Origin of the sequence: Nitrosomonas sp., assembly GCF_019752415.1 — a bacterium.
Taxonomy (GTDB): Bacteria; Pseudomonadota; Gammaproteobacteria; order Burkholderiales; family Nitrosomonadaceae; genus Nitrosomonas.
In genome coordinates this window covers 21,797-43,145 of the sequence record NZ_JAIEME010000003.1, presented here as the reverse complement: position 1 = coordinate 43,145, position 21,349 = coordinate 21,797, and the positions used below count along the sequence as shown (strand labels likewise).

The following is a 21,349-nucleotide window of genomic DNA, read 5'->3' as shown; positions in this document are numbered from 1 at the left end:
CATGATTCTTGTCACTGGCGGTGCCGGATATATCGGATCACATACCTGCGTTGAACTGCTAAACGCGGGTTTTGACGTCATGGTATTTGATAATTTTTGCAACAGCAATCCCGAAGCACTGGCGCGAGTTGAACGAATTACTGGTAGAAAGATAGGATTGATTGAAGGCGATTGCCGCGACTATGCGAGCTTGGTAGCCGCCCTAAAAGAATGTAATGCCAATGCTGTTATTCACTTTGCCGGCCTTAAAGCAGTAGGGGAATCGGTTGAGCAGCCGCTTTCCTATTACGATAATAACGTGGTTGGCACGTTGCGGCTGCTGCAAGCAATGCAAGAATGCGATGTCAGAACACTGGTATTCAGCTCTTCTGCAACTGTTTATGGCGATCCGGTCCGGTTGCCATTGACCGAGGCTCACCCGCTTGCACCCACCAATCCTTATGGTCGCAGCAAGCTTATGGTCGAAGAAATACTGCGTGATCTTTATCATAGCGATAACACACTTAGGATTAGTATATTGCGTTACTTCAATCCGGTAGGTGCACATGCCAGCGGATTGATCGGGGAGGATCCACAAGGAATACCGAATAATTTAATGCCTTATGTGGCACAGGTTGCTGTAGGGCGAAGAGAATCTCTGAACGTATGGGGTAACGATTATCCCACTCCCGATGGAACAGGAGTCAGAGATTACATTCATGTTGTTGATTTAGCTCATGGGCATCTCAAGGCATTGGAAGCGTCACAAAGTGCGCAAGATAACAAATCAGGCCAGTGCCTGACTGTGAACCTAGGTACTGGACTGGGCTATAGTGTTCTGGATGTAGTGCAGGCTTTTGAGAAGGCGAGCGGGCGGTCTATTCCGTATCGGATTGCACCCAGACGTCCCGGTGATATTGCCTCTTGTTACGCTGATCCGAAACGTGCTTTTGAGTTGTTGGGTTGGCAAGCGAAACGCGGTTTGGAAGAAATGTGCGCAAGCAGTTGGCATTGGCAATGCACCAATCCCAAGGGCTATCAAAACTGATCGAAGTTACTGTCCATAGGTCAACCGTATATTCACCGGATCTGATATTACTGTATTAAATACTAAGGAGAGCTCTAAATGAAAGCGATAAGAAAAGCAGTTTTTCCTGTTGCCGGTTTAGGAACACGTTTTTTGCCCGCAACCAAAGCCAATCCAAAAGAAATGCTACCGATCGTTGATAAACCATTAATCCAGTTTGCCGCAGAAGAAGCCGTTGCTGCAGGAATTGATGTGTTAATTTTTATCATCGGCCGCAACAAAAGTTCGATTCCTGATCATTTTGATAAAGCTTACGAACTGGAAGCAGAATTAGAAGCGAGTGAAAAGCATGAAATGCTAAATATTGTTCGCAATATACTGCCATCGCGTATTGATTGCGTCTATATCCGACAAGCTGAAGCACTCGGACTGGGTCATGCCGTGTTATGTGCGCAATCTGTCGTTGGTGATGAGCCTTTTGCAGTATTGCTAGCGGATGATTTAATCAGCACCAGTGAAAGAAGTTGTTTGAATCAAATGGTTGATATTTATAGCCAACATCATTGTTCAATACTGGGAATCGAGCAAGTTGCTCGTGAGACAGTCAACCGGTATGGGATTATTGACAGTTCACCGGTTTCTGATAGCTTGTCAAAGGTCAATGCAATTGTTGAAAAACCAGCCATAGATAAAGCACCTTCTAACTTGGCAGTGGTGGGCCGATATATCCTGACACCGCGCATTTTTAAATTGCTTGAAAAGACAGAGCGCGGGGCTGGCAATGAAATTCAATTGACCGATGCAATCGCGAAGTTGTTAAATGAAGAAACAGTATTAGGCTATGAATTTGATGGCAAGCGTTTCGATTGCGGAAGTAAATCAGGTTATTTGCAGGCAACCGTTGAATTCGCGCTACAGCATCCGGAACTCAAGCAGGAGTTTGAATCTTATTTGTATGATTTAGTTAAAAAATGACATTGGAAGAGAGCTTTGCACGGCTAGAGCCATTTTCAGGTGCGGATAATATGATAATGTTTTTAATCATATTGTTGAGTTAATTGCTGTTCAAAATGTTGCTGACAGGAATCTGGCACGGTGGACTCAGTGATGAATCAGTTGAAGACATGGCTAACGCGAATCTGCACGTAATGCGGTTTTTGGGCCTGAGTCTGGAAGACGATGTTCCGGATCATTGGTACTGTTGTCAATGGCGGAGTAAAAGGGTACCAAATAGCGCGCGAAGAGTGTACCAGTTAGGTTAATAAAAAGAGGGATTAACCTCTGGTTTTGCGCCTCTGATTTTTTATTTCTTGGGTTTCAGTAAAGGCGCAGTGTTTCCCCTAAAATCTTTTATATTGGTCTGGCATCCTCCTTTTCTATAGGCTTGGTTTGTACTGTCTGCTTTTGCCGTTTCTTGCTTGCGGCCAGGCGATACGATTCTCCATTCATTTCCAGAATATGAACATGATGGGTTAAGCAATCCAACAGCGCACCGGTCAATCGTTCTGATCCCAACACACTGGTCCACTCATCAAATGGTAAATTCGATGTGACTAAAAGTGGATCCATGTTCATATCGACGGCTGAATACTTCGAATAAGAGCTCTGAACCAATTGCAGTAAATGGCACATAACCCAGTTCGTCGATGATCGTCAATTTGACGTTGGTCAATTGCTTTTGCAAGGTACGTAATCGCTTTTCATCGCGCGCCTCCATTAACTCATGCACCAGCGCTGCAGCTGTCGTGAATAAAACGCTCATGCCTTTTTGGCAGGCAGCCAGCCCTAAAGCCAATGCGATATGAGTCTTGCCAACGCCTGATGGGCCCAACGCAATGATGTTCTCGCTCTTATCGATCCATTCACAGCGCATCAACTCCAGTACCAATGATTTATTCAGTCCAGGTATTGCAGCAAAGTCGAACGTATCCAGGCTTTTAATTACTGGGAATTTCGCCTGACGTATGCGCCGTTCGGTATTCCGCCGTTCACGATCAATGCATTCCAGTTCGCATAGTCGCAATAAATAGCGTGCATAATCAACATCCTCACGTACGCATTCGAGTCCCACCTTTTCATATTCACGTGCAAAGGTTGGTAACTTTAGGGTCTTGAAGTGATTGATCAGCAAGACTTGCGGCGCGACCGTGGTGGGAATAGAGGTATCAGTCATAACGCACCTCCGTAGATTGGCTTGACTTGAATCCTTGCAGCAAGCTTAAATACGATCGTGGTTCAGTGGATTTCACGCTGGCACGGGGTAAATAGGGATAGAGCATCAAATCGAGATTGGCAGGTCGTTGCTCTATCGCGCACAGAATCAAATGCTTGATGGCATCAAAACCAATTGTACCGAACCCCATCGCTTGTTTGATTGCCTGCTCAACTTGCGCTAGGCTAAAATTCTCCAGCAATCGCAAAATCTGGATATATTCCTTGCGGCCACGGCGTTCCATGCGGACTTCCAACACGCGACGCAGCCGATCGAATACTTCAGGTAGTACCCAATCTTGCAAGGGTGCCGCTTGATCGAGCGCACGCGGTTTCTGCTCTAACAATGCCAGGTAGTGCAAGGGGTTGTATATGAATTCTTCCCGACCGTAGCTGCGCGCATGACGTGCAATCGTATCTGTGCCCAGGCAAATATCTACGCGATCCACATAGCCCTTCACCAGTACCTCCCAGTGACCGTATTGAGTAGGCACCGAGTAATCGTTGCTTCGATAACGCACGAGCGATAATGAAGATACACGCGTGGAAATCTTATGGCAGGCATCAAAAGCAACTGCAGGTAAAGCCATCAATGCAGCCGTATCGCGTTTCATGCGCTCAGCGATGGTTTCAGTTTGACCCCGCAACTTGGCCTGTTGGCGCTTGATGCACCCATCAAATGCTTAACGAGGGTACTTATCAATGTTTCGGCACTTTGCCGGAGTTTCCCGGATCTGAATATTCCGCCTCAAATACTACTAGAGCTTCTGGCTGTTCCCCTGGCTATACGCTCTCAGGTTCTAATTGTTTAAAAAATGCGGGATCTTCTAACCCTGCCACTGACTCTGACTGGACCGCTAAAGAATCCGCCTTGAATAATTCCGGCTTCGTTCCTGAGCTATTCGACAAAGGGCAAGCTATACCGATTACCACGCCAACGCTTACCGGTTCCCCGGTTACTGTTCCATTGGGTAGTTCAACTAAGACCCTTAAAGATGGCGCTGGAAATGTTACCGGCTCCGAAGTCACAACTGATTCCTTATCCATTACCGATGGCGCAACGTCTGAGAATCCAAACCGCATCAATTTGACGCAAACGACAATCACCAATAACTACAACACCAGCAACGTCCTAACCTCAAGTTCTACCACTGTTACAGACCCACAACAGCCCAAGACAGACGGAATAGAAATTGAAATAGACAACATGACAGACCAGCCACTCGAACAGCAAGCCATACCCGGAATATTTACCCATACGTCATGGGGTTCCGGTTCCTGTCCGGGTGATCGATCGGTTTCTTACCACTACGGAACCTTAAACCTTAGTTTTCAGCCAGCCTGTGATGCGGCAATTGCACTGCAGCCGCTCGTTGTAATTCTTGCCGGTATTGCTGCGCTTTTCATAATCTCAGGAGCAGTCAGAAATGATTAAAGTACTTTTACCCCTGGCCAAGTTCTTCGAATCCAACATTGGCGCACTGGTTCACAAAGGATTAGCAGCGGCCGGAATTGGAATTATCAGTTACGCGGCTGTAACCACTGCATTCAATGCGGCTCTTTCCTTCACTCAAACCAATTACAACAACCTGGCCGGGGACATGTTGGCCTTGATCGGCCTGGGCGGCATAGGTGAAGCCATGGGCTTAATTGTCGGCGCGATGACATTCAAACTCACCATGACTACCGTTAAACGATTGGGACTAAAACAATGAGCATATCCTTACTAACTGCTGTACCTGGTGGCGGTAAAACTTCTTACGCTGTGTGGAATGTCATAAAAGAAGCCCACGAACAAGGAAAAATCATCTACACCGTTGGAATCCCTAAACTGACTATTCCTACGATTGAATTGACTTACGATCAAGTCCGCCAATGGTTCAAGACATCGCCGAACGAGGAGGGCTTGCCGGAATTACTCAATATCGAACACGGTTCAATCATTGTAATTGATGAAGTTCAGCGAATCTGGCCGGCCACCGGCTCCAAGATATCGGACGACATCAAAGAACTGTCAGTACATCGTCATTACGGCCTTACTTTCTTTCTGATAACCCAAGCGCCAAACCTCATACACCGCAATGTCCTCGCGCTGGTAGATCGTCATTTGCATATTGGCGTGAACTGGGCAGGGCGAAAAATATACGAATGGTCAGAATACTGCCGCTCGCCTTCGACCAAAACAAGCAAAGATACTGCGGTAACCTTTAACTATAAGCTCCCCAAGGAATCCTTTGCTTTATACCATTCTGCAACACAGCACGTAAAAGCTAAGAAACGCGCACCGATGACATTTTATATTTTTCTCGTTGCCATTATTTTAACCATCGTATTTGCTTATTTTGGGGTTCAGCGAGTTGTTGCTAAAACCAATCCGGAACCTGCAATTATATTAACTGACGAAAAACCGATAGAGCAGCCGGTTACTGTTACACCGCAGCCGGTCCAGCCTGTGGAATCACCGCGTAACCTGTTTGATGTCCAATTACTGACACATGACATTGACTGGTCAATCGTATCCGCCTGTTTAGCGAGTCCTAAACTCGGATGTGTTTGTTATGGCCAATCAGGCCAGCGTTTAGTTGTTCCCAAGGAATCCTGCGAACTGGCCGTTTCCTCCGGCTGGCACCGTAAGAAAGCATAAGAGGAGGGCAGTTACACTGTAACTTTCAAGACTCAGGGATTTTTCGCAGCGCCACTTAAAACCACCACACGCCCAAGGGTCGCGCCGTCGACCGGCGCGAAGGGTATGACCCCAACGGGGGCATGCTGCCCGATCCCTAACACAGATTATCTTTACCCTGACTTCCTCTTATTGCTGAACAAAAACTCTTCCAACTTATACTTATCTTTATTTATATTCAGTATATAAAAATAATTTTGTTACACTTATTTTTATTCGGTAATATGATATTTTTGTTAATTAAATGTAGAAGGACAATATGAGTGATTTAATCACTAACGGTGATAATGGTGATAATGAAATAATGCACATTGGTGAAGACTCAGCTGGTAAAACCATTAGTTTTCAACTCGCTCAGGCTTTCTATAATGAAATAACTGGTAAATCTGAACGTCTTAATGAGAAAACACATTCTTCTTTTGTGCTGACTCTTTCGGACGTTGAGCAGCTTCACCATCGACTTGTTCAATCCACTGAACAGTATAATATTGTTTCGGAAAACTCCACGTATTCGATTAAATATATTGACGGCTCAAGCGAACGTTATAGTTCAATTGAACGCTTTAAGCTCCATGCCGGGCACAAAGGATGTGCAGTTGATGAGATTAATTTAGCTTATAACCTTCTGATAGTTCTGCCGAAAACAAGTAGGCCTCAAGAATACAAAATTAATATAAATTTAATCTCTCGTGTAGCTAAAGTTGAAGGGATGAGAAATGAATTTGATTCAGCACCTTTTTATGTGCCGTTATTTCACTTTGAGAAAATCATAAGAACTGGACAAATCACAATAAGCTTTACTGACATAACAGTTGCACAGGCAATTTTATCCACTATTAAGACATGGGCAAGCGGGCTGCATGAAATAACAACCCCTGGTGTATTAAAATTTTTCCGTTCAAAATCTCAATATTTTCCTGTGATTCTGAAATATGGATTCCTAGCGGTAGTAGCGTACTACAGTTTGCAATATTCAAAAGAATTTCTTTCCTTTGAAGCAAGCTTGCGTCTAACTGCAGAATTTATTGTATTATCCATTCTGATATCCTTTCTTTCGTATCGATTAGGAATGTTTATTGGAGAATTTATTGAGAAGAATTTAGATCAAATTTATGAACTATCTTATATAAATTTTTCACCTGCAGATGTGCGGTTTGTAGATAAATCACGAGCAAAAATTAATCGCAGCTTAATTTATAGTGGTTGTTCCATGGTCGGGGCTTTAATACTTGGTATTACTTGCAGTTGGGTAGCTGGAAAATTCCTTTTGTGAGTTTATCTCTTTGCGATTCTTTAAGTGGTTTTACTTGAATACTTTCAAGTAAAACTTCTTTGCAAAATCATACCGAACCTGCTTTCAAGCACTAACTGACGCCTATAAAAAGCAGCCTTAACCTCAAGATTATCAAATTCTTCATTTCTTCTTTCTAATTCTCGCTTCAGCAACTCAATTTCCCGTTCTAAACTCCAGACCTTTTGACATTTCCAGAATAACGCCCTGATTTCATGCGGCGGAAAACCATTTTTCCACTCAGGAACATAAAACAAATTATTTTTGAAACGATATCCTTTCCATTCATCTCCCAGTAAAGCACTTGCATCGCCATTAAGATATAGCCTTAAGAGCCTGAGTGCCGATTCAGGAATTTCCTTTGTTCCTTTTTTCCATTTCTTAATGACTTTTTGATCTTCACCAGTGATTCTTTTGATTTCTTCTATGTTGATGCCATAAATTAGCTCGTTCATTTTCTCAACCTGAGAGCAAAGACTAGATCATTACAAATTTCAAATGATTTTCATTTCGATAAAAGAAAGCCGACAAGCAATGTATTCAAAAGTTGTTATTGCTTGTCGGAAATGAGGATATTGCACGAATGATGCGGGTTTAGAATGATGATTCAATGACTAATGCTGAGATTCTGAAAACTACTAAACAGCTTATCCAGAAACGCATAAAATTTATCCGATTTTCGACGTACTCTAAACCTACGATTTAACATAATACAAATTATCGGCAATTAATACGGCTTAAGAAATGACGTAGAAAAAGCGATCATATAGCTGATTCTTTACGAGAGGATTCGAGGCGTTTTCAGAATGTTAGTGAAGGTATCCCTCATCGGGTACTTTAGCCTGGAGCTTATTGAGCTGAATTATTCGATAATGATTCCACCACCCAAGCATACCTTGCTTTCATAAATAACGACGGATTGACCAGGCGTAACAGCCCATTGATCCTGTGCAAAATCTACTTGGCAATGATCCTGGGTTAAATTTGTAATCGTGCAAGGAGCATCAACCTGACGATAGCGAGTTTTGGCGGCATAAACCCAGTTGCAATGCGGCTGTTTCCCGCTAATCCATGTCAAATCGGCAGCTTTTAGTGATGGCCGAAACAGATCAGGGTGATTATGACCTTGTACCACAACTAAAATATTTCCAGACATATCTTTGGCAGACACAAACCACGGTTCATCACTGCCATCACGTGTCCCGCCGATTCCTAATCCTTGCCGTTGTCCGATGGTGTAATACATCAATCCGATATGCCGGCCGATCACCTTGCCCTCCGGGGTTTGGATTTCCCCGGGCTCATGCGGGAGATAGCGATTGAGAAATTCCCGGAATGGGCGTTCCCCGATAAAACAGATACCTGTGCTGTCCTTTTTGGAAAAATTGGGTAGTTTTAATTGTTTGGCGATCTTACGTACTTCGCGCTTATAAAGATGTCCAATAGGAAACAGAGTACTGGCAAGTTGTGTTTGATTCAAACGATATAAGAAATAACTCTGATCTTTAGTGCCATCTTCACCTTTTAATAATTGAAAAACACTGCCGACTTTACGTACCTGAGCATAATGGCCTGTGGCAATACAATCAGCTTCCAGTTTATACGCATGATCCAGGAAAGCCTTGAATTTAATTTCGGCATTGCACAGCACATCAGGATTCGGTGTTCGTCCAGCCTGATATTCAGACAGAAAATGCGAAAAAACTCGATCTTTGTATTCAACCGAGAAATTCACCACTTCGATCGGAATATCAATCACATCCGCGACAGATACCGCATCCAAAAAATCCTGGCGGGAAGAACAATACTCATCGGTATCATCATCTTCCCAGTTTTTCATAAATAGCCCAACGACATCATAACCCTGTTGTTTCAGTAGATAAGCTGCCACGGATGAATCAACGCCACCTGACATACCGACGATTACACGTTGTTTTTTCATCCTGTCAGGACTCATAGTGTGTCAGCAATTCCAACGGATACCGTTTACCGGCAAGATGATCCTGAATACATTGCATAACCAGTGGACTACGATGGCGGTGACGCATCTGATTAATTTCATCCACACTGAACCAAGCTGCTTGCAAGATGCCGGTGTCCAGTTTACGTTCCGGATCATGATGTGTCACGTGACCACCAAAAGCAAAACGCAGATACGTTGTATCCACGCGGCTGGAGTGCCATTGATAAATACCCAGTACATATTCAGGAACAAAGGTATACGCCGTTTCTTCTAGTGTTTCCCGTATGGTGCCATGAATAATGGTTTCTCCAGGATCCAGGTGCCCAGCTGGTTGATTTAGAAACAAACCTGAGCCCGCTTCGGGCTCTTCCTGCACCAGCAAATATTTGCCATTTTGTTCAACGACAGCCGCAACTGTCACATTGGGTTTCCAAATCATATTCTCTTGAGTGATAAAAAAATAAAAAATCAATCAGCATGATATTTCCCTATCTGCTATTAAAGTGATTGCTGCCTATTATCGCATTGGCGCTTCAGATTCCGTTTGGATTTATTGGGATTTTCAGGGGCCCTGTCTCAACGGAAGATGATCAGAAGTAAATTGTTGCAATAACTTATTAAGCTGCGCAACATCAAATGGTTTACTGAGATGTTCATTCATACCAGCATCAAAGCATTCTTGTCTAACATGATCGAAGGCATGCGCCGTCAACGCGACAACCGGTGTTGGCATTGATTGCATTGGTTAGCTGCTCAAGGGAACGTATTCGCCGCGTGGCTTCAAATCCGTCCATCACTGGCATGTTGCAGTCCATTAGTATCAAACCAAATTGTTGCGACGAATATGCATTAATTGCCTCCAATCCATTGTTTACCATGGTAACCTTACAATTTAGACGCTCTAGCATAGCCTTACTCACCAGCTTGATTCACTTCATTATCTTCGACAACCAATATACGCGTACGATATCCAGTAATAGCTTTTACCTTCATTGTGGATTTCTTCACCTTGTTTTGATGTTTTTGCATCAATCAGTTCATAGTTCAGTGGTATGCGTGCACAGAACTCGGATCCTTTACCAATTTCGCTGGATACAGTAATTGAGCCGCCCATCATCAGGGATAACAAGTTACGGGTAATCACGAGTCCCAATCCAGTCCCGCGAATATGTTGGGTAGATTCGCCTACTTGTGAAAATTCCTGAAATAATCACGCTTGATTCTCACTTGCGATACCGATTCCAGTATCCGCGACTACAAGTTTTAACTCAACACCGCTTTGATCTGGAATTGGGGTACAGCTTAACCATAATTTAACATCGCCTTCTTGGGTGAACTTAAAGCATCTCCGAGTAAGTTAAATAAAATCTGTTTGATTCGCTAAGTATCAAAATTCAAAAGAAATACACTACATCAATATCACATCATATTGCTCTTGTGTATAGGATTCTTCTACCTGAAGGCTTATCGGCTTTGCTATAAAATCACCCAATTGCGCCAAACTTTGAGATTCCTCATCAAGAAATAATTCAATAACTTGCTGTGATGCCAGAATACGGAATTCATTGGCTTCAAATTGCCTGGATTCTCGTAGTAGCTCACGTAGAATCTCATAACAAATGGTTTGTGCCGTTCTGATTTCACCTCGTCCTTGACAAGTCGGACAAGATTCGCATAATACATGCGCAAGGCTTTCCCGAGTGCGCTTCCGCGTCATCTCAACCAATCCAAGTGCGCTAAATCCATTAACTGTGATGCGCGTACGATCTTTCAGTAAGCTTTGTTGAATTCAGCCAATACCGCATTTTTATGTTCTTCAGAATCCATATCGATAAAATCAATGATGATAATACCACCCAAGTTACGCAGCCTAAGCTGCCTTGCGATTACCTGGGCGGCTTCAAGATTAGTTTTGAAGATGGTGTCGTCGAAATTTCTAACGCCGACAAATCCACCTGTGTTGACATCCATCGTAGTGAGTGCTTCAGTCTGGTCAATAATCAAATACCCACCGGACTTTAAATTAACGCGCCTAGCCAACGATTTATCAATTTCTTCCTCAACGCCATACAGATCAAATAATGGGCGATCCCCGGTATATAAGTTAATACGATCAGCGATATATGTCATATAGCTTTGCGCGAATTTCACAAGCTTTTGATAATTCTCACGTGAGTCTACAAGTATTCTTGAAGTATCTTCTTTCACATAATCTCTTAGTACCCGATGACTTAAATCCAAATCTTGATATAGCAAAATAGGCGCTGTAATGTCCATAGACTGTTGTTGGATATCGTGCCACAGCTTGTGCAAATATTCGAGATCGGAACGTAAGTCACTTCCATTCGCTGTTTCAGCCATTGTTCTAATAATGTAACCGCCCTTTTCATCTACCGGAAGAATTTGTTGTAATTTTTCGCGTAACATCTCACGTTCACTGTCATCTTCAATGCGTTGAGAGATCCCAATGTGTGATTCTTGCGGCAGATAAACCAATAGACGACCTGCTAAGCTGATTTGTGTGGATAGTCGCGCACCCTTAGTACCAATTGCATCTTTGATTACTTGCACTAGGATGCTATTGCCCTCGTATAATAGTTTCTCAATCGGTTTGGTGATCTCTCCTTCTTGACTGGATGTCTTTATGTCTGCCACATGTAAAAATGCTGCCCGGTCAAGGCCTATATCGACAAATGCAGATTGCATTCCGGGCAGAACGCGACTGACACGTCCATTATAAATATTGCCTACAATGCCACGGCCGCTCGTTCTTTCAATATGTAGCTCTTGCGTCACACCTTGTTCTAGTATGGCTACTCTGGTTTCTTGCGGGGTGATATTTACAAGAATTTCATTGCTCATATTGCGTATGAACTATACCTATAATCAGTTTGATTTCTGGAGTTGAAAGCTAGCAATGCTTACGACGATACTTGCGCTAGCAATATGTGCGATACGACATTATTATTTCACTAACTTAGTGTCACAATTGACTGACATTTATTGAAAAATCTCTATACCAGTTTCTTCTAATAATTGTGCTGTTTCGTAGAGGGGCAGTCCCATGATTCCGCTATAGCTGCCGGATATCTCAACAATAAATGCCGCAGCCAAACCTTGAACAGCGTAAGCACCTGCTTTATCCAAGATACTATTATTTGCCAAGTAGCTACGAATCTCTCGCTCGCTGATTTGACGGAATCTTACTGTTGAAGTCGATAATCTCACTTGGATATTATCTTTAACCCCCACACCAATGGCCGTTAAAACTTGGTGTGAGCGACCTGACAATGTTTTTAGCATTTCTTCTGCATGTTTAATATCTTGTGGTTTACCTAGAATACAACCATCAATAGTAACAATCGTGTCAGCGACCAAAACGGGCAGTATCGGCAATCGGCGCTGGATCACTCGCCTCCAGCCTTCATTTGCTTTAGATTGAGTAATACGATAGATATAGTCAGTCGGCGGCTCGTCAACAAATGGTTGCTCATCAATATCAATTTCACGGCCAAGCGTTTCCCGCATCATTAATAGATTACATTTCACGCCGATTTGTCTTAACAATTCACGTCTTCTTGGGCTTCTTGAGGCAAGATATATTTGGTTTTCTAAAAACATCGCAATCAATACTCTATAATTCAAATATGCTTAATTTTTATTCCTATTGTTTCATCCATCATATCTTAAAAGAGAGATGGAGATAGCAAGTGACATGAGTCATAATTTCATGATTTCACTTAATTCCTGTGATAAGGATGATTCTTGATAATAGATACGGCTCGATACAATTGTTCTGCCAACAAAACACGGACAAGGCCATGTGGCAAGGTGAGTTTTGACAAAGCGAGCATTTCATTTGCTGCTTGCTTGATATCTGCATGTAGCCCATCCGCACTCCCAATAACAAATGCAACAGACCCCCCATCAATCGTCCACTCTCTTATTACATTTGCAAATTTTACTGTTGTCCATTGTTGACCGCCTTCATCAAGTACCACAGTATGGCAATCTGGTGGCAGCGCTGCACGGATCCTCAGAGATTCGGCAAGTAACAGTTGTCCGGTTTGTTTTCCACTAACACGTTTCTCAGGCTTAATTTCAATTAAATTAATTGTTATTTCACGCGGTAAGCGTTTGATATACTCAAAATAACCGGCACTAACCCAATCCGGCATTTTGTTCCCAACCGCGAGTATAAAAAATTTCATAATCAGGAAAAATCAGAAGACTGACTGCTCACATTCTGTTGCCCCAAATAGCCTGTTCTAATTCTGTCCGGACCATAATGCCTTCAGATTATAGTATTCGCGTGCAACCGGTAGCATGATATGCACAATCACGTCTCCTAAATCAACGAGTAGCCATTCTCCTGTCTGTTCTCCTTCCATACTGTAGATTCTTCCCCCGGCAGCTTTGACTTGTTCCTGTACATTGTTTGCCAGAGATTTTGTCTGGCGTGAAGAATCTGCGCTCGCAATAACGATATATTCGAACATGGATGTAATTTTAGAAACATTAATGACATCAATATCATAGGCCTTAATATCCTCCAGCGCATCGACAACGATATTGACCAGCTTTTCTGAGTTCATATATTCCCGGTGTATAGGCAATTGGATTTAATATAATCAGAGACGTTATCTGAGAGTAGATAACGTATGCTTTTCCCAGCACTTACCAATGATCGTATGTGTGATGCAGAGATTTCCAACAATGATGTTTGTGCCGTGTAGATAAAACCGCTGGTTTGAAGTTCTAGATCATCAGCATCCAGAACTCGACGAGTAACAAATTCTTTTTTGATATCTGTCGGCAGATTCTGATAATCATTGATGGATACATAACCCGGACGTGCGACAATTATCATATGGCATAGACCGAACAACTCATGCCAATTATGCCACTGATTTATTTTTATAAACGCATCCATCCCAAGAATAAAGCAAAGTGCCGCGCTATCCCCCAATTCGCATTGATATTCTTGTAGTGTCTCGATTGATGTGCTTATTCCAGGGCGATTAACCTCCCGTTCATCAAGCGAAAACTTACTGTTATTCCGAATAGCCAGATGTACCATATTAGAACGATGATTTCTTGCTGCAATAGGAGTCGCACGTAAACGGGGAGCGCCAGAAGGCACGAAAATGATACGCTTCAGATTGGTTATATCAAGCAATTCTTCAGCAATACGTAAATGGCCATAATGGATAGGATCAAATGTTCCACCATAGATACCAATGAGAGGAATTTTTTCGATAGTCACCACCTATGTCATTAATCATTCATATTTTTTTATAATAAAGCCAAGCGCATATCTGTTAACACTTCCGCCAAATGAGTCGTAAACCGCGCCGCAGTTGCCCCATCAACAACTCGGTGATCGTAAGAAAGCGACAAGGGAAGCATCAAGCGTGGAACAAATTGGTTATCGCGATAAACAGGCCTAATACTTGCCTTTGAGATACCCAGAATAGCAACTTCAGGTGCGTTGATAATCGGTGTAAACGCAGTGCCCCCAATTCCCCCCAAGCTGGAAATGGTAAAACTTGCACCTTGCATATCAGTTGGCTTTAATTTACCTTCACGTGCCAGCAAAGAGAGTCTTGTTAATTCTTCGGCAATAGTTATGATTCCCTTCTGATCAACATCCTTAATGACAGGAACAACTAATCCATTGATCGTATCGACGGCAAAGCCGATATGATAAAAATGCTTAATGACCAGATTAGCTTCGCCATCTACAGTATTATCGAGGGATGCATTGAATTCAGGAAATTTTTTCAGAGGCGAGATTAATGCCTTCATCAAAAAAGCCAATAATGTTAATTTTACTTTATTTTCTTTGTCACTTTCATTGGATTCTTTTCGTAGATTCTCTAAATCAGAGATGTCAGCTTCATCAAACTGGGTCACATGCGGAATCATTACCCAATTCCGATGCAAATTGGCACCAGAAATTTGTTTAATTCGCGTTAAAGGTTTTAGCTCAATTGGGCCGAATTTGGCAAAATTTACCTGTGGCCACGGCAGTAAATTAAGCGATAATCCGGTTCCATTGCTCCGCGTTTTTGATAGTTCAGTTTTTACATAGGCTTGCACATCTTCTTTGAGAATTCGATGTTTAGGGCCGCCGCCTGTGATTAACTCGAGATTTACCCCTAATTCCCGTGCGAAGCGGCGTATTGATGGACTGGCATGTGCTTTAGAAAAGGTACTGCTGATTGAGGACCCATTCTGCTGTGGCAATTTCTGAATTTGTTGAATGGCGACTTGCTTGACTGCTATTTCAGGTTGTGTTGTAACATCATTCTTAGCTGGCGCAATATCAGGAGCTTGATTAGGCGCTATTGCATGATCGCTATCCGAGGTTTCAATGGTTAGAACTGTTGTACCTTCCGATACTTTATCCCCTGTCTTGACAAAAATTTCCTTAATCAAACCTGAGTATGCGGACGGGATTTCTATAGTCGCTTTATCGGATTCCAGCGTAACCAATGAATCTTCAGCTTTAACTTCATCGCCTATTTTTACCAGCACCTCAATTACTGGAATATCTTTGAAATCACCGATATCAGGGATTAATATTTTCTTTAATTCAGCCACATGCTTTCCTCAAAATGTTTCAATACGAAAAGACATTGATGCAATCATTCTAATTAAATTATTGATTATTATATTTAATAGATAAATTTCTGATTTAACTGATTGCCGGGTTAGGTCTTTCAGGATCAATACCGTATTTTTCTATCGCTTGAACAATCTGTTGGTTTGAGATTTTCCCCTCTTCAGATAATGCTTTGAGTGCTGCAACTGTAATATAGAATCGATCGACTTCAAAGAAGTGACGCAATTTCTCACGCGTATCCGAACGCCCGAAGCCATCCGTTCCAAGAACACGATATTTTCCAGGAACAAATTCACGAATCTGATCCGCATAAATTTTCATGTAATCCGTGGCAGCCACTATCGGTCCTTTTCGAGCTTTGAAGCAATTTTCCACATGAGATACTTTTTCTGGCTCAGTTGGGTGCAGCATATTCCAGCGCGTTATACTTAATGCTTCACGCCTAAGTTCATTAAAACTGGTCACGCTCCAGATATCAGCATGTACGTTATATTCTTTTTTGAGTATTTCTGCGGCCGCAATCACTTCACGCAAAATAGTACCGGCACCCAGTAACTGTACACACAAATCATTATTGCTCGCGCCTCCCTCACTGAGTAAATACATCCCCTTTAGTATATCTTTTTCAACACCATCCGGCATTTCAGGATGCGGGTAGTTTTCATTCATTACAGTAATGTAATAATAAACATCCTCTTGTTCCTGATACATGCGACGCAATCCATCCTGAATAATGACGGCCAATTCATAGGCAAATGCTGGATCGTATGAAACGCAATTGGGAATCGTCGAAGCAACGATATGACTGTGCCCATCTTCATGCTGAAGTCCCTCGCCATTCAATGTCGTACGTCCGGCCGTGCCTCCCAGCAAAAAACCACGACAGCGCATATCACCAGCAGCCCAGGCTAAATCGCCAATACGCTGGAAACCAAACATCGAATAAAAGATAAAAAATGGAATCATTTGAATTCCATGAGTGCTGTAGGATGTCGCCGCAGCTATCCAGGATGACATGGCACCTGCTTCGTTAATTCCTTCCTGCAGAATTTGTCCGTGCTTGTCTTCCTTGTAGTACATTAGCTGATCAGCATCCTGCGGCGTATACAGTTGACCTACGGATGACCAGATACCCAGTTGACGGAACATGCCTTCCATACCAAAAGTACGCGACTCATCAGCGACAATCGGAACAATATGCTTACCAATCTGCTTATCTTTAACCAGGATATTGAGAACACGCACAAAGGCCATAGTTGTTGAGGACTCACGTCCCTCCCCGCTAGCTTTCAGTAAAGACTCAAAAGCTGACAATGGCGGCACCTTCAATGCCTCAGCGCTTGTTTTGCGACACTGAAATGTGCCGCCTAAAGCTTTACGCCGTTCTTGCATATAAGCAAATTCAGGGGAATCCTCAGCGAAGGTTAGGTAAGGCACTTCGTCGATCTTATCATCGGGGATATCCAGACCAAAGCGATTCCGGAAGGCTTTCAATGAAGTTGTTCCCATTTTCTTTTGCTGATGGGTAATATTTTGTGCTTCTCCGGCTTCTCCCATGCCATAACCTTTGATGGTTTTGGCCAGGATTACTGTCGGTTGACCGGTATGTTTTACCGCAGCTGCATAGGCAGCATAAACTTTGTAAGGATCGTGCCCACCCCTGTTTAAGCGCCAAATATCATCATCAGACATATTGGCAATCATTTCCAGCAATTCAGGATATTTACCAAAAAAGTGCTCACGAACATATGCTCCATCTCTGGCTTTAAAATTTTGGTATTCTCCATCGACACATTCCATCATGCGTTTTTGCAGTAATCCTTTGGTATCTTTAGCCAACAAAGGATCCCAATATGAACCCCAAATTACTTTGATCACGTTCCACCCAGCACCACGAAAGGCACCTTCTAGTTCCTGAATTATTTTTCCATTTCCCCGTACCGGGCCATCCAAGCGCTGCAGATTACAATTAACAACGAAGATTAAATTATCAAGATTCTCGCGAGATGCCAATGAAATTGCACCCAATGATTCTGGCTCATCCATCTCGCCGTCGCCCATAAAAGCCCAGATTTTACGGCCTTCAGTATTTACAAGCCCACGACTATCTAGATACTTCATAAATCGCGCTTGATAAATGGCCATCAAAGGCCCTAATCCCATTGAAACTGTCGGAAATTTCCAGAAAGTCGGCATCAGCCACGGATGTGGATAAGAAGATAAACCATTACCGCCAGTTTCTTGACGAAAATTGTCGAGTTGTTCCTGACTTAATTGCCCGAAAAGAAATGCATAGGCATAGATTCCCGGGGAAGAATGTCCCTGTATATACACCAAATCCCCACCATGCGTTTCGCAGGGTGTATGCCAAAAATGATGATAACCTACATCATAGAGTGTGGCCGCGGAAGCAAAACTAGCAATATGGCCGCCCACGTTGGTATTCCTGTTGGCACGCAGCACCATAGCCATCGCGTTCCATCGCACATAGGAACGGATACGATGCTCTATCGCATTGTTACCAGGTGAGCGTTCTTCTTTACCAGGTGGGATTGTATTAATATAGGCCGTTTTAGCGCTATATGGCAGGTAAGCACCTGAGCGACGCGCTTTTTCAATGAGATTTTCCAATAGAAAATGTGCACGCTCCCCACCCATATTGATGATGACGGAATCCAAAGCATCCAACCATTCTTGTGTTTCCTGTGGATCAATATCAGGTTGCAATTCCATGTCTGGCACACTCATCAAAATTTAACTTGCTTATCTATGATTAATACCGGTTTGTGCACGCTCAGCCGCTAGGATGGTATTACATAGCAGCATGGAAATGGTCATCGGCCCTACCCCTCCAGGAACTGGAGTAATATAACCTGCAACATTTTTAACAGATTCATAATCAACATCACCGCAGAGTTTCCCATCCGGCAATCGATTAATACCCACATCAATTACTACCGCACCAGGCTTTACCATTTCCGTTGTAATCATGCGCGGCTTCCCTATTGCTACCACTAGGATATCAGCATTTTTTGTAAATTGCGGCAAGTCACGTGTTTTTGAAGTACAGATAGTGACAGTAGCTCCCCGCTCCAATAGCATCAATGCCATCGGTTTACCCACTATATTGCTACGCCCCACTACTACTGCGTGTTGACCTTCAATCGAAATATGATTTTTTTCCAGCATCACCATAACACCATAAGGTGTGCAAGGAGAAAATATTGTATTTCCGGTAACCAATGCACCAATGTTGTAAAGATGAAAACCATCCACATCTTTCTCTACGGCAATGGATGTAATTACGCGATTATTTTCAAAATGCGAGGGTAATGGTAGCTGAACCAGAATGCCATGAATATGTGGATTTTCATTGAGTGATTGGATGCAATTTAACACATCATTTTGCTGCGTGTCCCCTGAGAAACTATGCACTTCCGAGTATATGCCGATTTCACTGCAAGCTTTAACTTTATTCTTGACATAAATGCCAGATGCCGCATTGTCTCCAACGATAATCACTGCCAATCCAGGTTTAATACCTGATTGGATCAATTTCTCAGCCCGTAATTTCCATTCGGCACGCACTGATTCGGCTAGTTTCTTGCCATCTATAATATGAGCGCCCATTTTTACGCCAGCAACCGGTTTGATCAGTTAATCTTAATTTCTCGTTATTCACCAGACAATATCGAGCACCCAGAGTGCGAGTAAATATCAGTCCGCTTGTTTGGCTTTCTTTATTTTTTTGCGATATATAAATAGACCAATCAAAAATACCGGTATTACAAAAAGTGCCGCTGAGATTAATCCAGCAGCAAAAATTGCCATCGCACTATTCCCTGGCATAAATAGTGTGATAAACCAGATCACGATAAAGGAGATAAATAATCCACCATACAGCATAATTTTTCTGCCGCGATCATACAATCGCCAGAAGGCACCAGAGACTTGCACATCATCTACGTAATGATCAAAAACTTCTGCCAAACTATTATCATCAGGCTCAGATTCATACCCGATAGCTACGGCCAAAGCATTGTGATCATCTTCAATTTTAGACATCTTTTTTAGAAACTCAATGCGTTTGGCTACTTTCCGTTTATGCAGCCCATCTTGGATCAGCATGGATTTCAAAGCTGCGAAGGCCAATTCACGCGCATCATCAATATTTCCCAAGCTTTCGGCAAATTTCCACATCACCCCAAATAAATAAAGTTGAGTAGTCATCTCTTTAAATTCTGGCGCAAAGTCATAATCTTTGCTTTTAATGCGTTCAAGCTGAGCAGTTATTATTTCTCTTGCGTGCGCTATACAAGCATCCATTGTTGAAACATTTGGAGCACCCCCTCCCGAATCTGTTACTTCGGTTGTGGATTTATCTGGATTAATTGTTACTTCTTTCATTTTGAAACCTCGTGCTTTATTATTTTAATCAGAATAGTGAGGCGTATTATATACCGGCTAAAGAATTGAGGAAAAAGATCATGCAGCTTGCTGACCATATGATCTGAAATGGATCAAAATAACAAATCAAAACAAGGAAACTTAAATTAAGCAGTATTTCCTTTCAGATTGAGGCGCTGCCATATGATAGACGTTAAATCGGCTGAATTTAACGTGTAAAAATGTAATCCGGGTGCACCGGCTTGCAATAACTGCTCACAAAGATCGGTAACAATATCCAATCCAAAAGCCTGAATGGATGCACTATCATCACTATAACCTTCCAGTTTTTTACGAATCCAGCGCGGAATTTCAGCACCACAAGTATCTGAAAACCGAACCAGTTGGGAAAATTTATTAATTGGCATAATGCCCGGAACAATCGGAATATTCAAACCCGCTAAATCGCAGGATTCGACGAAATGATAATAAGCATCTGCATTATAGAAATATTGAGTAATCGCAGAATTGGCGCCGGTTTCAATTTTTCGCTTAAAATTTTCGAAATCTGCCTGTGCAGAACGCGCTTGCGGATGGCACTCCGGATAAGCAGCCACATCGATATGAAACGAAGATCCAAACTCCTGCCGGATAAATGCAACCAATTCACTGGCATAACGAAATTCACCAGCTTGCGCCATACCCGATGGCAAGTCGCCACGAAGTGCGACAATATGCCGAATGCCTGCTTGATGATATTTCTCAAGAATCGCTCGAATATTCTGCTGCGTCGAGCCAATACAAGAAAGGTGAGGAGCAACAATGTGTCCTTCTGCTTGAGCTTCTAAAACGGTTTCCAGTGTTCGTTCACGAGTTGAGCCACCAGCGCCAAAAGTTACAGAAAAGAATTTAGGCTTGTATTGCGCCAGTTGCCTACGTGCTAAACGGAGTTTCTCAACACCCTGCGGAGTTTGAGGTGGAAAAAGCTCAAAGCTGAAAGTTGGGGAAAATTTCTTTTGTGATTTCATCTGCACGAGTCTATAGGTTCAGAATTATTTCGGTCCACAGTAACACGAATAACAATCAGCTCTGTTTAATAACAAGCTATTTCTAAATGAGAGAATCATTCGAACTCATGTAAATTCAAACAATCCCCCCATTCAGAAGGCTTAAAGGATAAA

General features: G+C 42.7%; 24 protein-coding genes and 2 pseudogenes. 7 read left to right on the top strand and 19 right to left on the bottom strand.

Annotated elements, in window-relative coordinates:
- Position 1 precedes the first annotated feature (1 nt).
- The 3 genes from galE to K2P83_RS14280 all read left to right on the top strand — a co-directional run bounded on the left by galE (position 2) and on the right by K2P83_RS14280 (position 2,268).
- Positions 2-1,027, top strand: a complete 1,026-nt coding sequence (gene galE, locus K2P83_RS00860) for a UDP-glucose 4-epimerase GalE (protein ID WP_292925983.1) — start codon at positions 2-4, stop codon at positions 1,025-1,027.
- 78 nt (positions 1,028-1,105) lie between these two features.
- Positions 1,106-1,981, top strand: a complete 876-nt coding sequence (galU, locus tag K2P83_RS00855) for a UTP--glucose-1-phosphate uridylyltransferase GalU (RefSeq protein ID WP_292925982.1) — start codon at positions 1,106-1,108, stop codon at positions 1,979-1,981.
- Positions 1,982-2,076: 95 nt separating this feature from the next.
- Positions 2,077-2,268 (top strand): transposase, encoded by a 192-nt coding sequence (locus tag K2P83_RS14280; RefSeq protein ID WP_363279260.1) that lies wholly within the window; start codon positions 2,077-2,079, stop codon positions 2,266-2,268.
- Positions 2,269-2,356: 88 nt separating this feature from the next.
- Here the strand turns inward: K2P83_RS14280 and K2P83_RS00850 are convergent, their stop codons facing one another.
- The 3 genes from K2P83_RS00850 to K2P83_RS00840 are packed head-to-tail and all read right to left on the bottom strand — an operon-like array spanning position 2,357 to position 3,831.
- Positions 2,357-2,575, bottom strand: a complete 219-nt coding sequence (locus K2P83_RS00850; protein WP_292925981.1) for an ATP-binding protein — start codon at positions 2,573-2,575, stop codon at positions 2,357-2,359.
- Positions 2,538-3,179, bottom strand: a complete 642-nt coding sequence (gene istB, locus K2P83_RS00845) for an IS21-like element helper ATPase IstB (protein ID WP_292925980.1) — start codon at positions 3,177-3,179, stop codon at positions 2,538-2,540. The genes K2P83_RS00850 and istB overlap by 38 nt, the downstream gene beginning before the upstream one ends.
- On the bottom strand, positions 3,172-3,831 hold the full coding sequence (locus K2P83_RS00840; RefSeq protein WP_292925979.1) for a hypothetical protein: 660 nt from the start codon (positions 3,829-3,831) through the stop codon (positions 3,172-3,174). The genes istB and K2P83_RS00840 overlap by 8 nt, the downstream gene beginning before the upstream one ends.
- Before the next feature lie 257 nt (positions 3,832-4,088).
- Here K2P83_RS00840 and K2P83_RS00835 point away from each other — a divergent pair, with 257 nt between their 5' ends.
- The 4 genes from K2P83_RS00835 (at position 4,089) to K2P83_RS00820 (ending at position 7,173) form a co-directional block, all read left to right on the top strand.
- A complete protein-coding gene (locus tag K2P83_RS00835; protein ID WP_292925978.1) occupies positions 4,089-4,652 on the top strand; it encodes a virulence factor TspB C-terminal domain-related protein in 564 nt (187 codons plus the stop codon).
- A complete protein-coding gene (locus tag K2P83_RS00830) occupies positions 4,645-4,932 on the top strand; it encodes a DUF2523 domain-containing protein (protein ID WP_292925977.1) in 288 nt (95 codons plus the stop codon). Before K2P83_RS00835 ends, K2P83_RS00830 begins: the two co-directional genes overlap by 8 nt.
- The gene (locus K2P83_RS00825) at positions 4,929-5,861 is read left to right on the top strand and encodes a zonular occludens toxin domain-containing protein (RefSeq protein WP_292925976.1); all 933 of its coding nucleotides are present in this window, start codon (positions 4,929-4,931) and stop codon (positions 5,859-5,861) included. The genes K2P83_RS00830 and K2P83_RS00825 overlap by 4 nt, the downstream gene beginning before the upstream one ends.
- 298 nt (positions 5,862-6,159) lie before the next feature.
- Complete coding sequence (locus tag K2P83_RS00820; RefSeq protein WP_292925975.1) at positions 6,160-7,173, top strand: hypothetical protein; 1,014 nt, start codon at positions 6,160-6,162, stop codon at positions 7,171-7,173.
- A gap of 44 nt (positions 7,174-7,217) precedes the next feature.
- Here K2P83_RS00820 and K2P83_RS00815 read toward each other — a convergent pair whose 3' ends face one another.
- The 16 genes and pseudogenes from K2P83_RS00815 to metF form a co-directional block, all read right to left on the bottom strand.
- On the bottom strand, positions 7,218-7,646 hold the full coding sequence (locus K2P83_RS00815; RefSeq protein WP_292925974.1) for a hypothetical protein: 429 nt from the start codon (positions 7,644-7,646) through the stop codon (positions 7,218-7,220).
- 407 nt (positions 7,647-8,053) lie between these two features.
- Positions 8,054-9,133, bottom strand: a complete 1,080-nt coding sequence (mnmA, locus tag K2P83_RS00810) for a tRNA 2-thiouridine(34) synthase MnmA (protein WP_292925973.1) — start codon at positions 9,131-9,133, stop codon at positions 8,054-8,056.
- Between the two features lie 4 nt (positions 9,134-9,137).
- A complete protein-coding gene (locus K2P83_RS00805) occupies positions 9,138-9,593 on the bottom strand; it encodes an NUDIX hydrolase (protein ID WP_292925972.1) in 456 nt (151 codons plus the stop codon).
- A 123-nt stretch (positions 9,594-9,716) separates the two neighbouring features.
- Positions 9,717-9,896, bottom strand: coding sequence for a response regulator (locus tag K2P83_RS00800; protein ID WP_292925971.1), 180 nt, complete (start codon positions 9,894-9,896; stop codon positions 9,717-9,719).
- A complete protein-coding gene (locus K2P83_RS14275; protein ID WP_363279258.1) occupies positions 9,838-10,062 on the bottom strand; it encodes a response regulator in 225 nt (74 codons plus the stop codon). Before K2P83_RS14275 ends, K2P83_RS00800 begins: the two co-directional genes overlap by 59 nt.
- 29 nt (positions 10,063-10,091) lie before the next feature.
- Positions 10,092-10,352, bottom strand: a pseudogene (locus K2P83_RS00795) (ATP-binding protein); the annotation flags it as partial.
- Between the two features lie 210 nt (positions 10,353-10,562).
- Positions 10,563-12,016 (bottom strand): annotated as a pseudogene (rng, locus tag K2P83_RS00790) (ribonuclease G).
- Between the two features lie 138 nt (positions 12,017-12,154).
- Positions 12,155-12,775 (bottom strand): Maf family protein, encoded by a 621-nt coding sequence (locus K2P83_RS00785; RefSeq protein ID WP_292925970.1) that lies wholly within the window; start codon positions 12,773-12,775, stop codon positions 12,155-12,157.
- 119 nt (positions 12,776-12,894) lie between these two features.
- Positions 12,895-13,365: a 23S rRNA (pseudouridine(1915)-N(3))-methyltransferase RlmH gene (gene rlmH, locus K2P83_RS00780; RefSeq protein WP_292925969.1), complete on the bottom strand. Its 471-nt coding sequence runs from the start codon at positions 13,363-13,365 to the stop codon at positions 12,895-12,897.
- Positions 13,366-13,422: 57 nt separating this feature from the next.
- Entirely contained in the window at positions 13,423-13,749 is a 327-nt protein-coding gene (rsfS, locus tag K2P83_RS00775) for a ribosome silencing factor (RefSeq protein WP_292925968.1), read from the bottom strand.
- Positions 13,746-14,420 carry a nicotinate-nucleotide adenylyltransferase gene (nadD, locus tag K2P83_RS00770; RefSeq protein ID WP_292925967.1) on the bottom strand — a complete coding sequence of 225 codons (675 nt, stop codon included), beginning with the start codon at positions 14,418-14,420 and terminating at the stop codon, positions 13,746-13,748. Before nadD ends, rsfS begins: the two co-directional genes overlap by 4 nt.
- A gap of 29 nt (positions 14,421-14,449) precedes the next feature.
- On the bottom strand, positions 14,450-15,760 hold the full coding sequence (gene aceF / locus K2P83_RS00765; protein WP_292925966.1) for a dihydrolipoyllysine-residue acetyltransferase: 1,311 nt from the start codon (positions 15,758-15,760) through the stop codon (positions 14,450-14,452).
- Positions 15,761-15,854: 94 nt separating this feature from the next.
- Entirely contained in the window at positions 15,855-18,515 is a 2,661-nt protein-coding gene (gene aceE, locus K2P83_RS00760; RefSeq protein WP_292926033.1) for a pyruvate dehydrogenase (acetyl-transferring), homodimeric type, read from the bottom strand.
- Between the two features lie 30 nt (positions 18,516-18,545).
- Positions 18,546-19,412: a bifunctional methylenetetrahydrofolate dehydrogenase/methenyltetrahydrofolate cyclohydrolase FolD gene (gene folD, locus K2P83_RS00755; RefSeq protein ID WP_292925965.1), complete on the bottom strand. Its 867-nt coding sequence runs from the start codon at positions 19,410-19,412 to the stop codon at positions 18,546-18,548.
- Between the two features lie 87 nt (positions 19,413-19,499).
- Positions 19,500-20,189 carry a hypothetical protein gene (locus K2P83_RS00750; RefSeq protein ID WP_292925964.1) on the bottom strand — a complete coding sequence of 230 codons (690 nt, stop codon included), beginning with the start codon at positions 20,187-20,189 and terminating at the stop codon, positions 19,500-19,502.
- Between the two features lie 146 nt (positions 20,190-20,335).
- A complete protein-coding gene (gene metF / locus K2P83_RS00745; RefSeq protein WP_292925963.1) occupies positions 20,336-21,196 on the bottom strand; it encodes a methylenetetrahydrofolate reductase [NAD(P)H] in 861 nt (286 codons plus the stop codon).
- Positions 21,197-21,349 lie beyond the last annotated feature (153 nt).

Excerpts from the sequence above, each read along its gene's own strand:
- galE (WP_292925983.1), top strand. The coding sequence starts at position 2 with ATGATTCTTGTCACTGGCGGTGCCGGATATATCGGATCACATACCTGC.
- galU (WP_292925982.1), top strand. The coding sequence starts at position 1,106 with ATGAAAGCGATAAGAAAAGCAGTTTTTCCTGTTGCCGGTTTAGGAACA.
- K2P83_RS14280 (WP_363279260.1), top strand. The coding sequence starts at position 2,077 with ATGTTGCTGACAGGAATCTGGCACGGTGGACTCAGTGATGAATCAGTT.
- K2P83_RS00850 (WP_292925981.1), bottom strand. The coding sequence starts at position 2,575 with ATGGATCCACTTTTAGTCACATCGAATTTACCATTTGATGAGTGGACC.
- istB (WP_292925980.1), bottom strand. The coding sequence starts at position 3,179 with ATGACTGATACCTCTATTCCCACCACGGTCGCGCCGCAAGTCTTGCTG.
- K2P83_RS00840 (WP_292925979.1), bottom strand. The coding sequence starts at position 3,831 with ATGAAACGCGATACGGCTGCATTGATGGCTTTACCTGCAGTTGCTTTT.
- K2P83_RS00830 (WP_292925977.1), top strand. The coding sequence starts at position 4,645 with ATGATTAAAGTACTTTTACCCCTGGCCAAGTTCTTCGAATCCAACATT.
- K2P83_RS00825 (WP_292925976.1), top strand. The coding sequence starts at position 4,929 with ATGAGCATATCCTTACTAACTGCTGTACCTGGTGGCGGTAAAACTTCT.
- K2P83_RS00820 (WP_292925975.1), top strand. The coding sequence starts at position 6,160 with ATGAGTGATTTAATCACTAACGGTGATAATGGTGATAATGAAATAATG.
- K2P83_RS00815 (WP_292925974.1), bottom strand. The coding sequence starts at position 7,646 with ATGAACGAGCTAATTTATGGCATCAACATAGAAGAAATCAAAAGAATC.
- mnmA (WP_292925973.1), bottom strand. The coding sequence starts at position 9,133 with ATGAAAAAACAACGTGTAATCGTCGGTATGTCAGGTGGCGTTGATTCA.
- K2P83_RS00805 (WP_292925972.1), bottom strand. The coding sequence starts at position 9,593 with ATGATTTGGAAACCCAATGTGACAGTTGCGGCTGTCGTTGAACAAAAT.
- K2P83_RS00800 (WP_292925971.1), bottom strand. The coding sequence starts at position 9,896 with ATGCAATCAATGCCAACACCGGTTGTCGCGTTGACGGCGCATGCCTTC.
- K2P83_RS14275 (WP_363279258.1), bottom strand. The coding sequence starts at position 10,062 with ATGCTAGAGCGTCTAAATTGTAAGGTTACCATGGTAAACAATGGATTG.
- K2P83_RS00785 (WP_292925970.1), bottom strand. The coding sequence starts at position 12,775 with ATGTTTTTAGAAAACCAAATATATCTTGCCTCAAGAAGCCCAAGAAGA.
- rlmH (WP_292925969.1), bottom strand. The coding sequence starts at position 13,365 with ATGAAATTTTTTATACTCGCGGTTGGGAACAAAATGCCGGATTGGGTT.
- rsfS (WP_292925968.1), bottom strand. The coding sequence starts at position 13,749 with ATGAACTCAGAAAAGCTGGTCAATATCGTTGTCGATGCGCTGGAGGAT.
- aceE (WP_292926033.1), bottom strand. The coding sequence starts at position 18,515 with ATGGAATTGCAACCTGATATTGATCCACAGGAAACACAAGAATGGTTG.
- folD (WP_292925965.1), bottom strand. The coding sequence starts at position 19,412 with ATGGGCGCTCATATTATAGATGGCAAGAAACTAGCCGAATCAGTGCGT.
- K2P83_RS00750 (WP_292925964.1), bottom strand. The coding sequence starts at position 20,189 with ATGAAAGAAGTAACAATTAATCCAGATAAATCCACAACCGAAGTAACA.
- metF (WP_292925963.1), bottom strand. The coding sequence starts at position 21,196 with ATGAAATCACAAAAGAAATTTTCCCCAACTTTCAGCTTTGAGCTTTTT.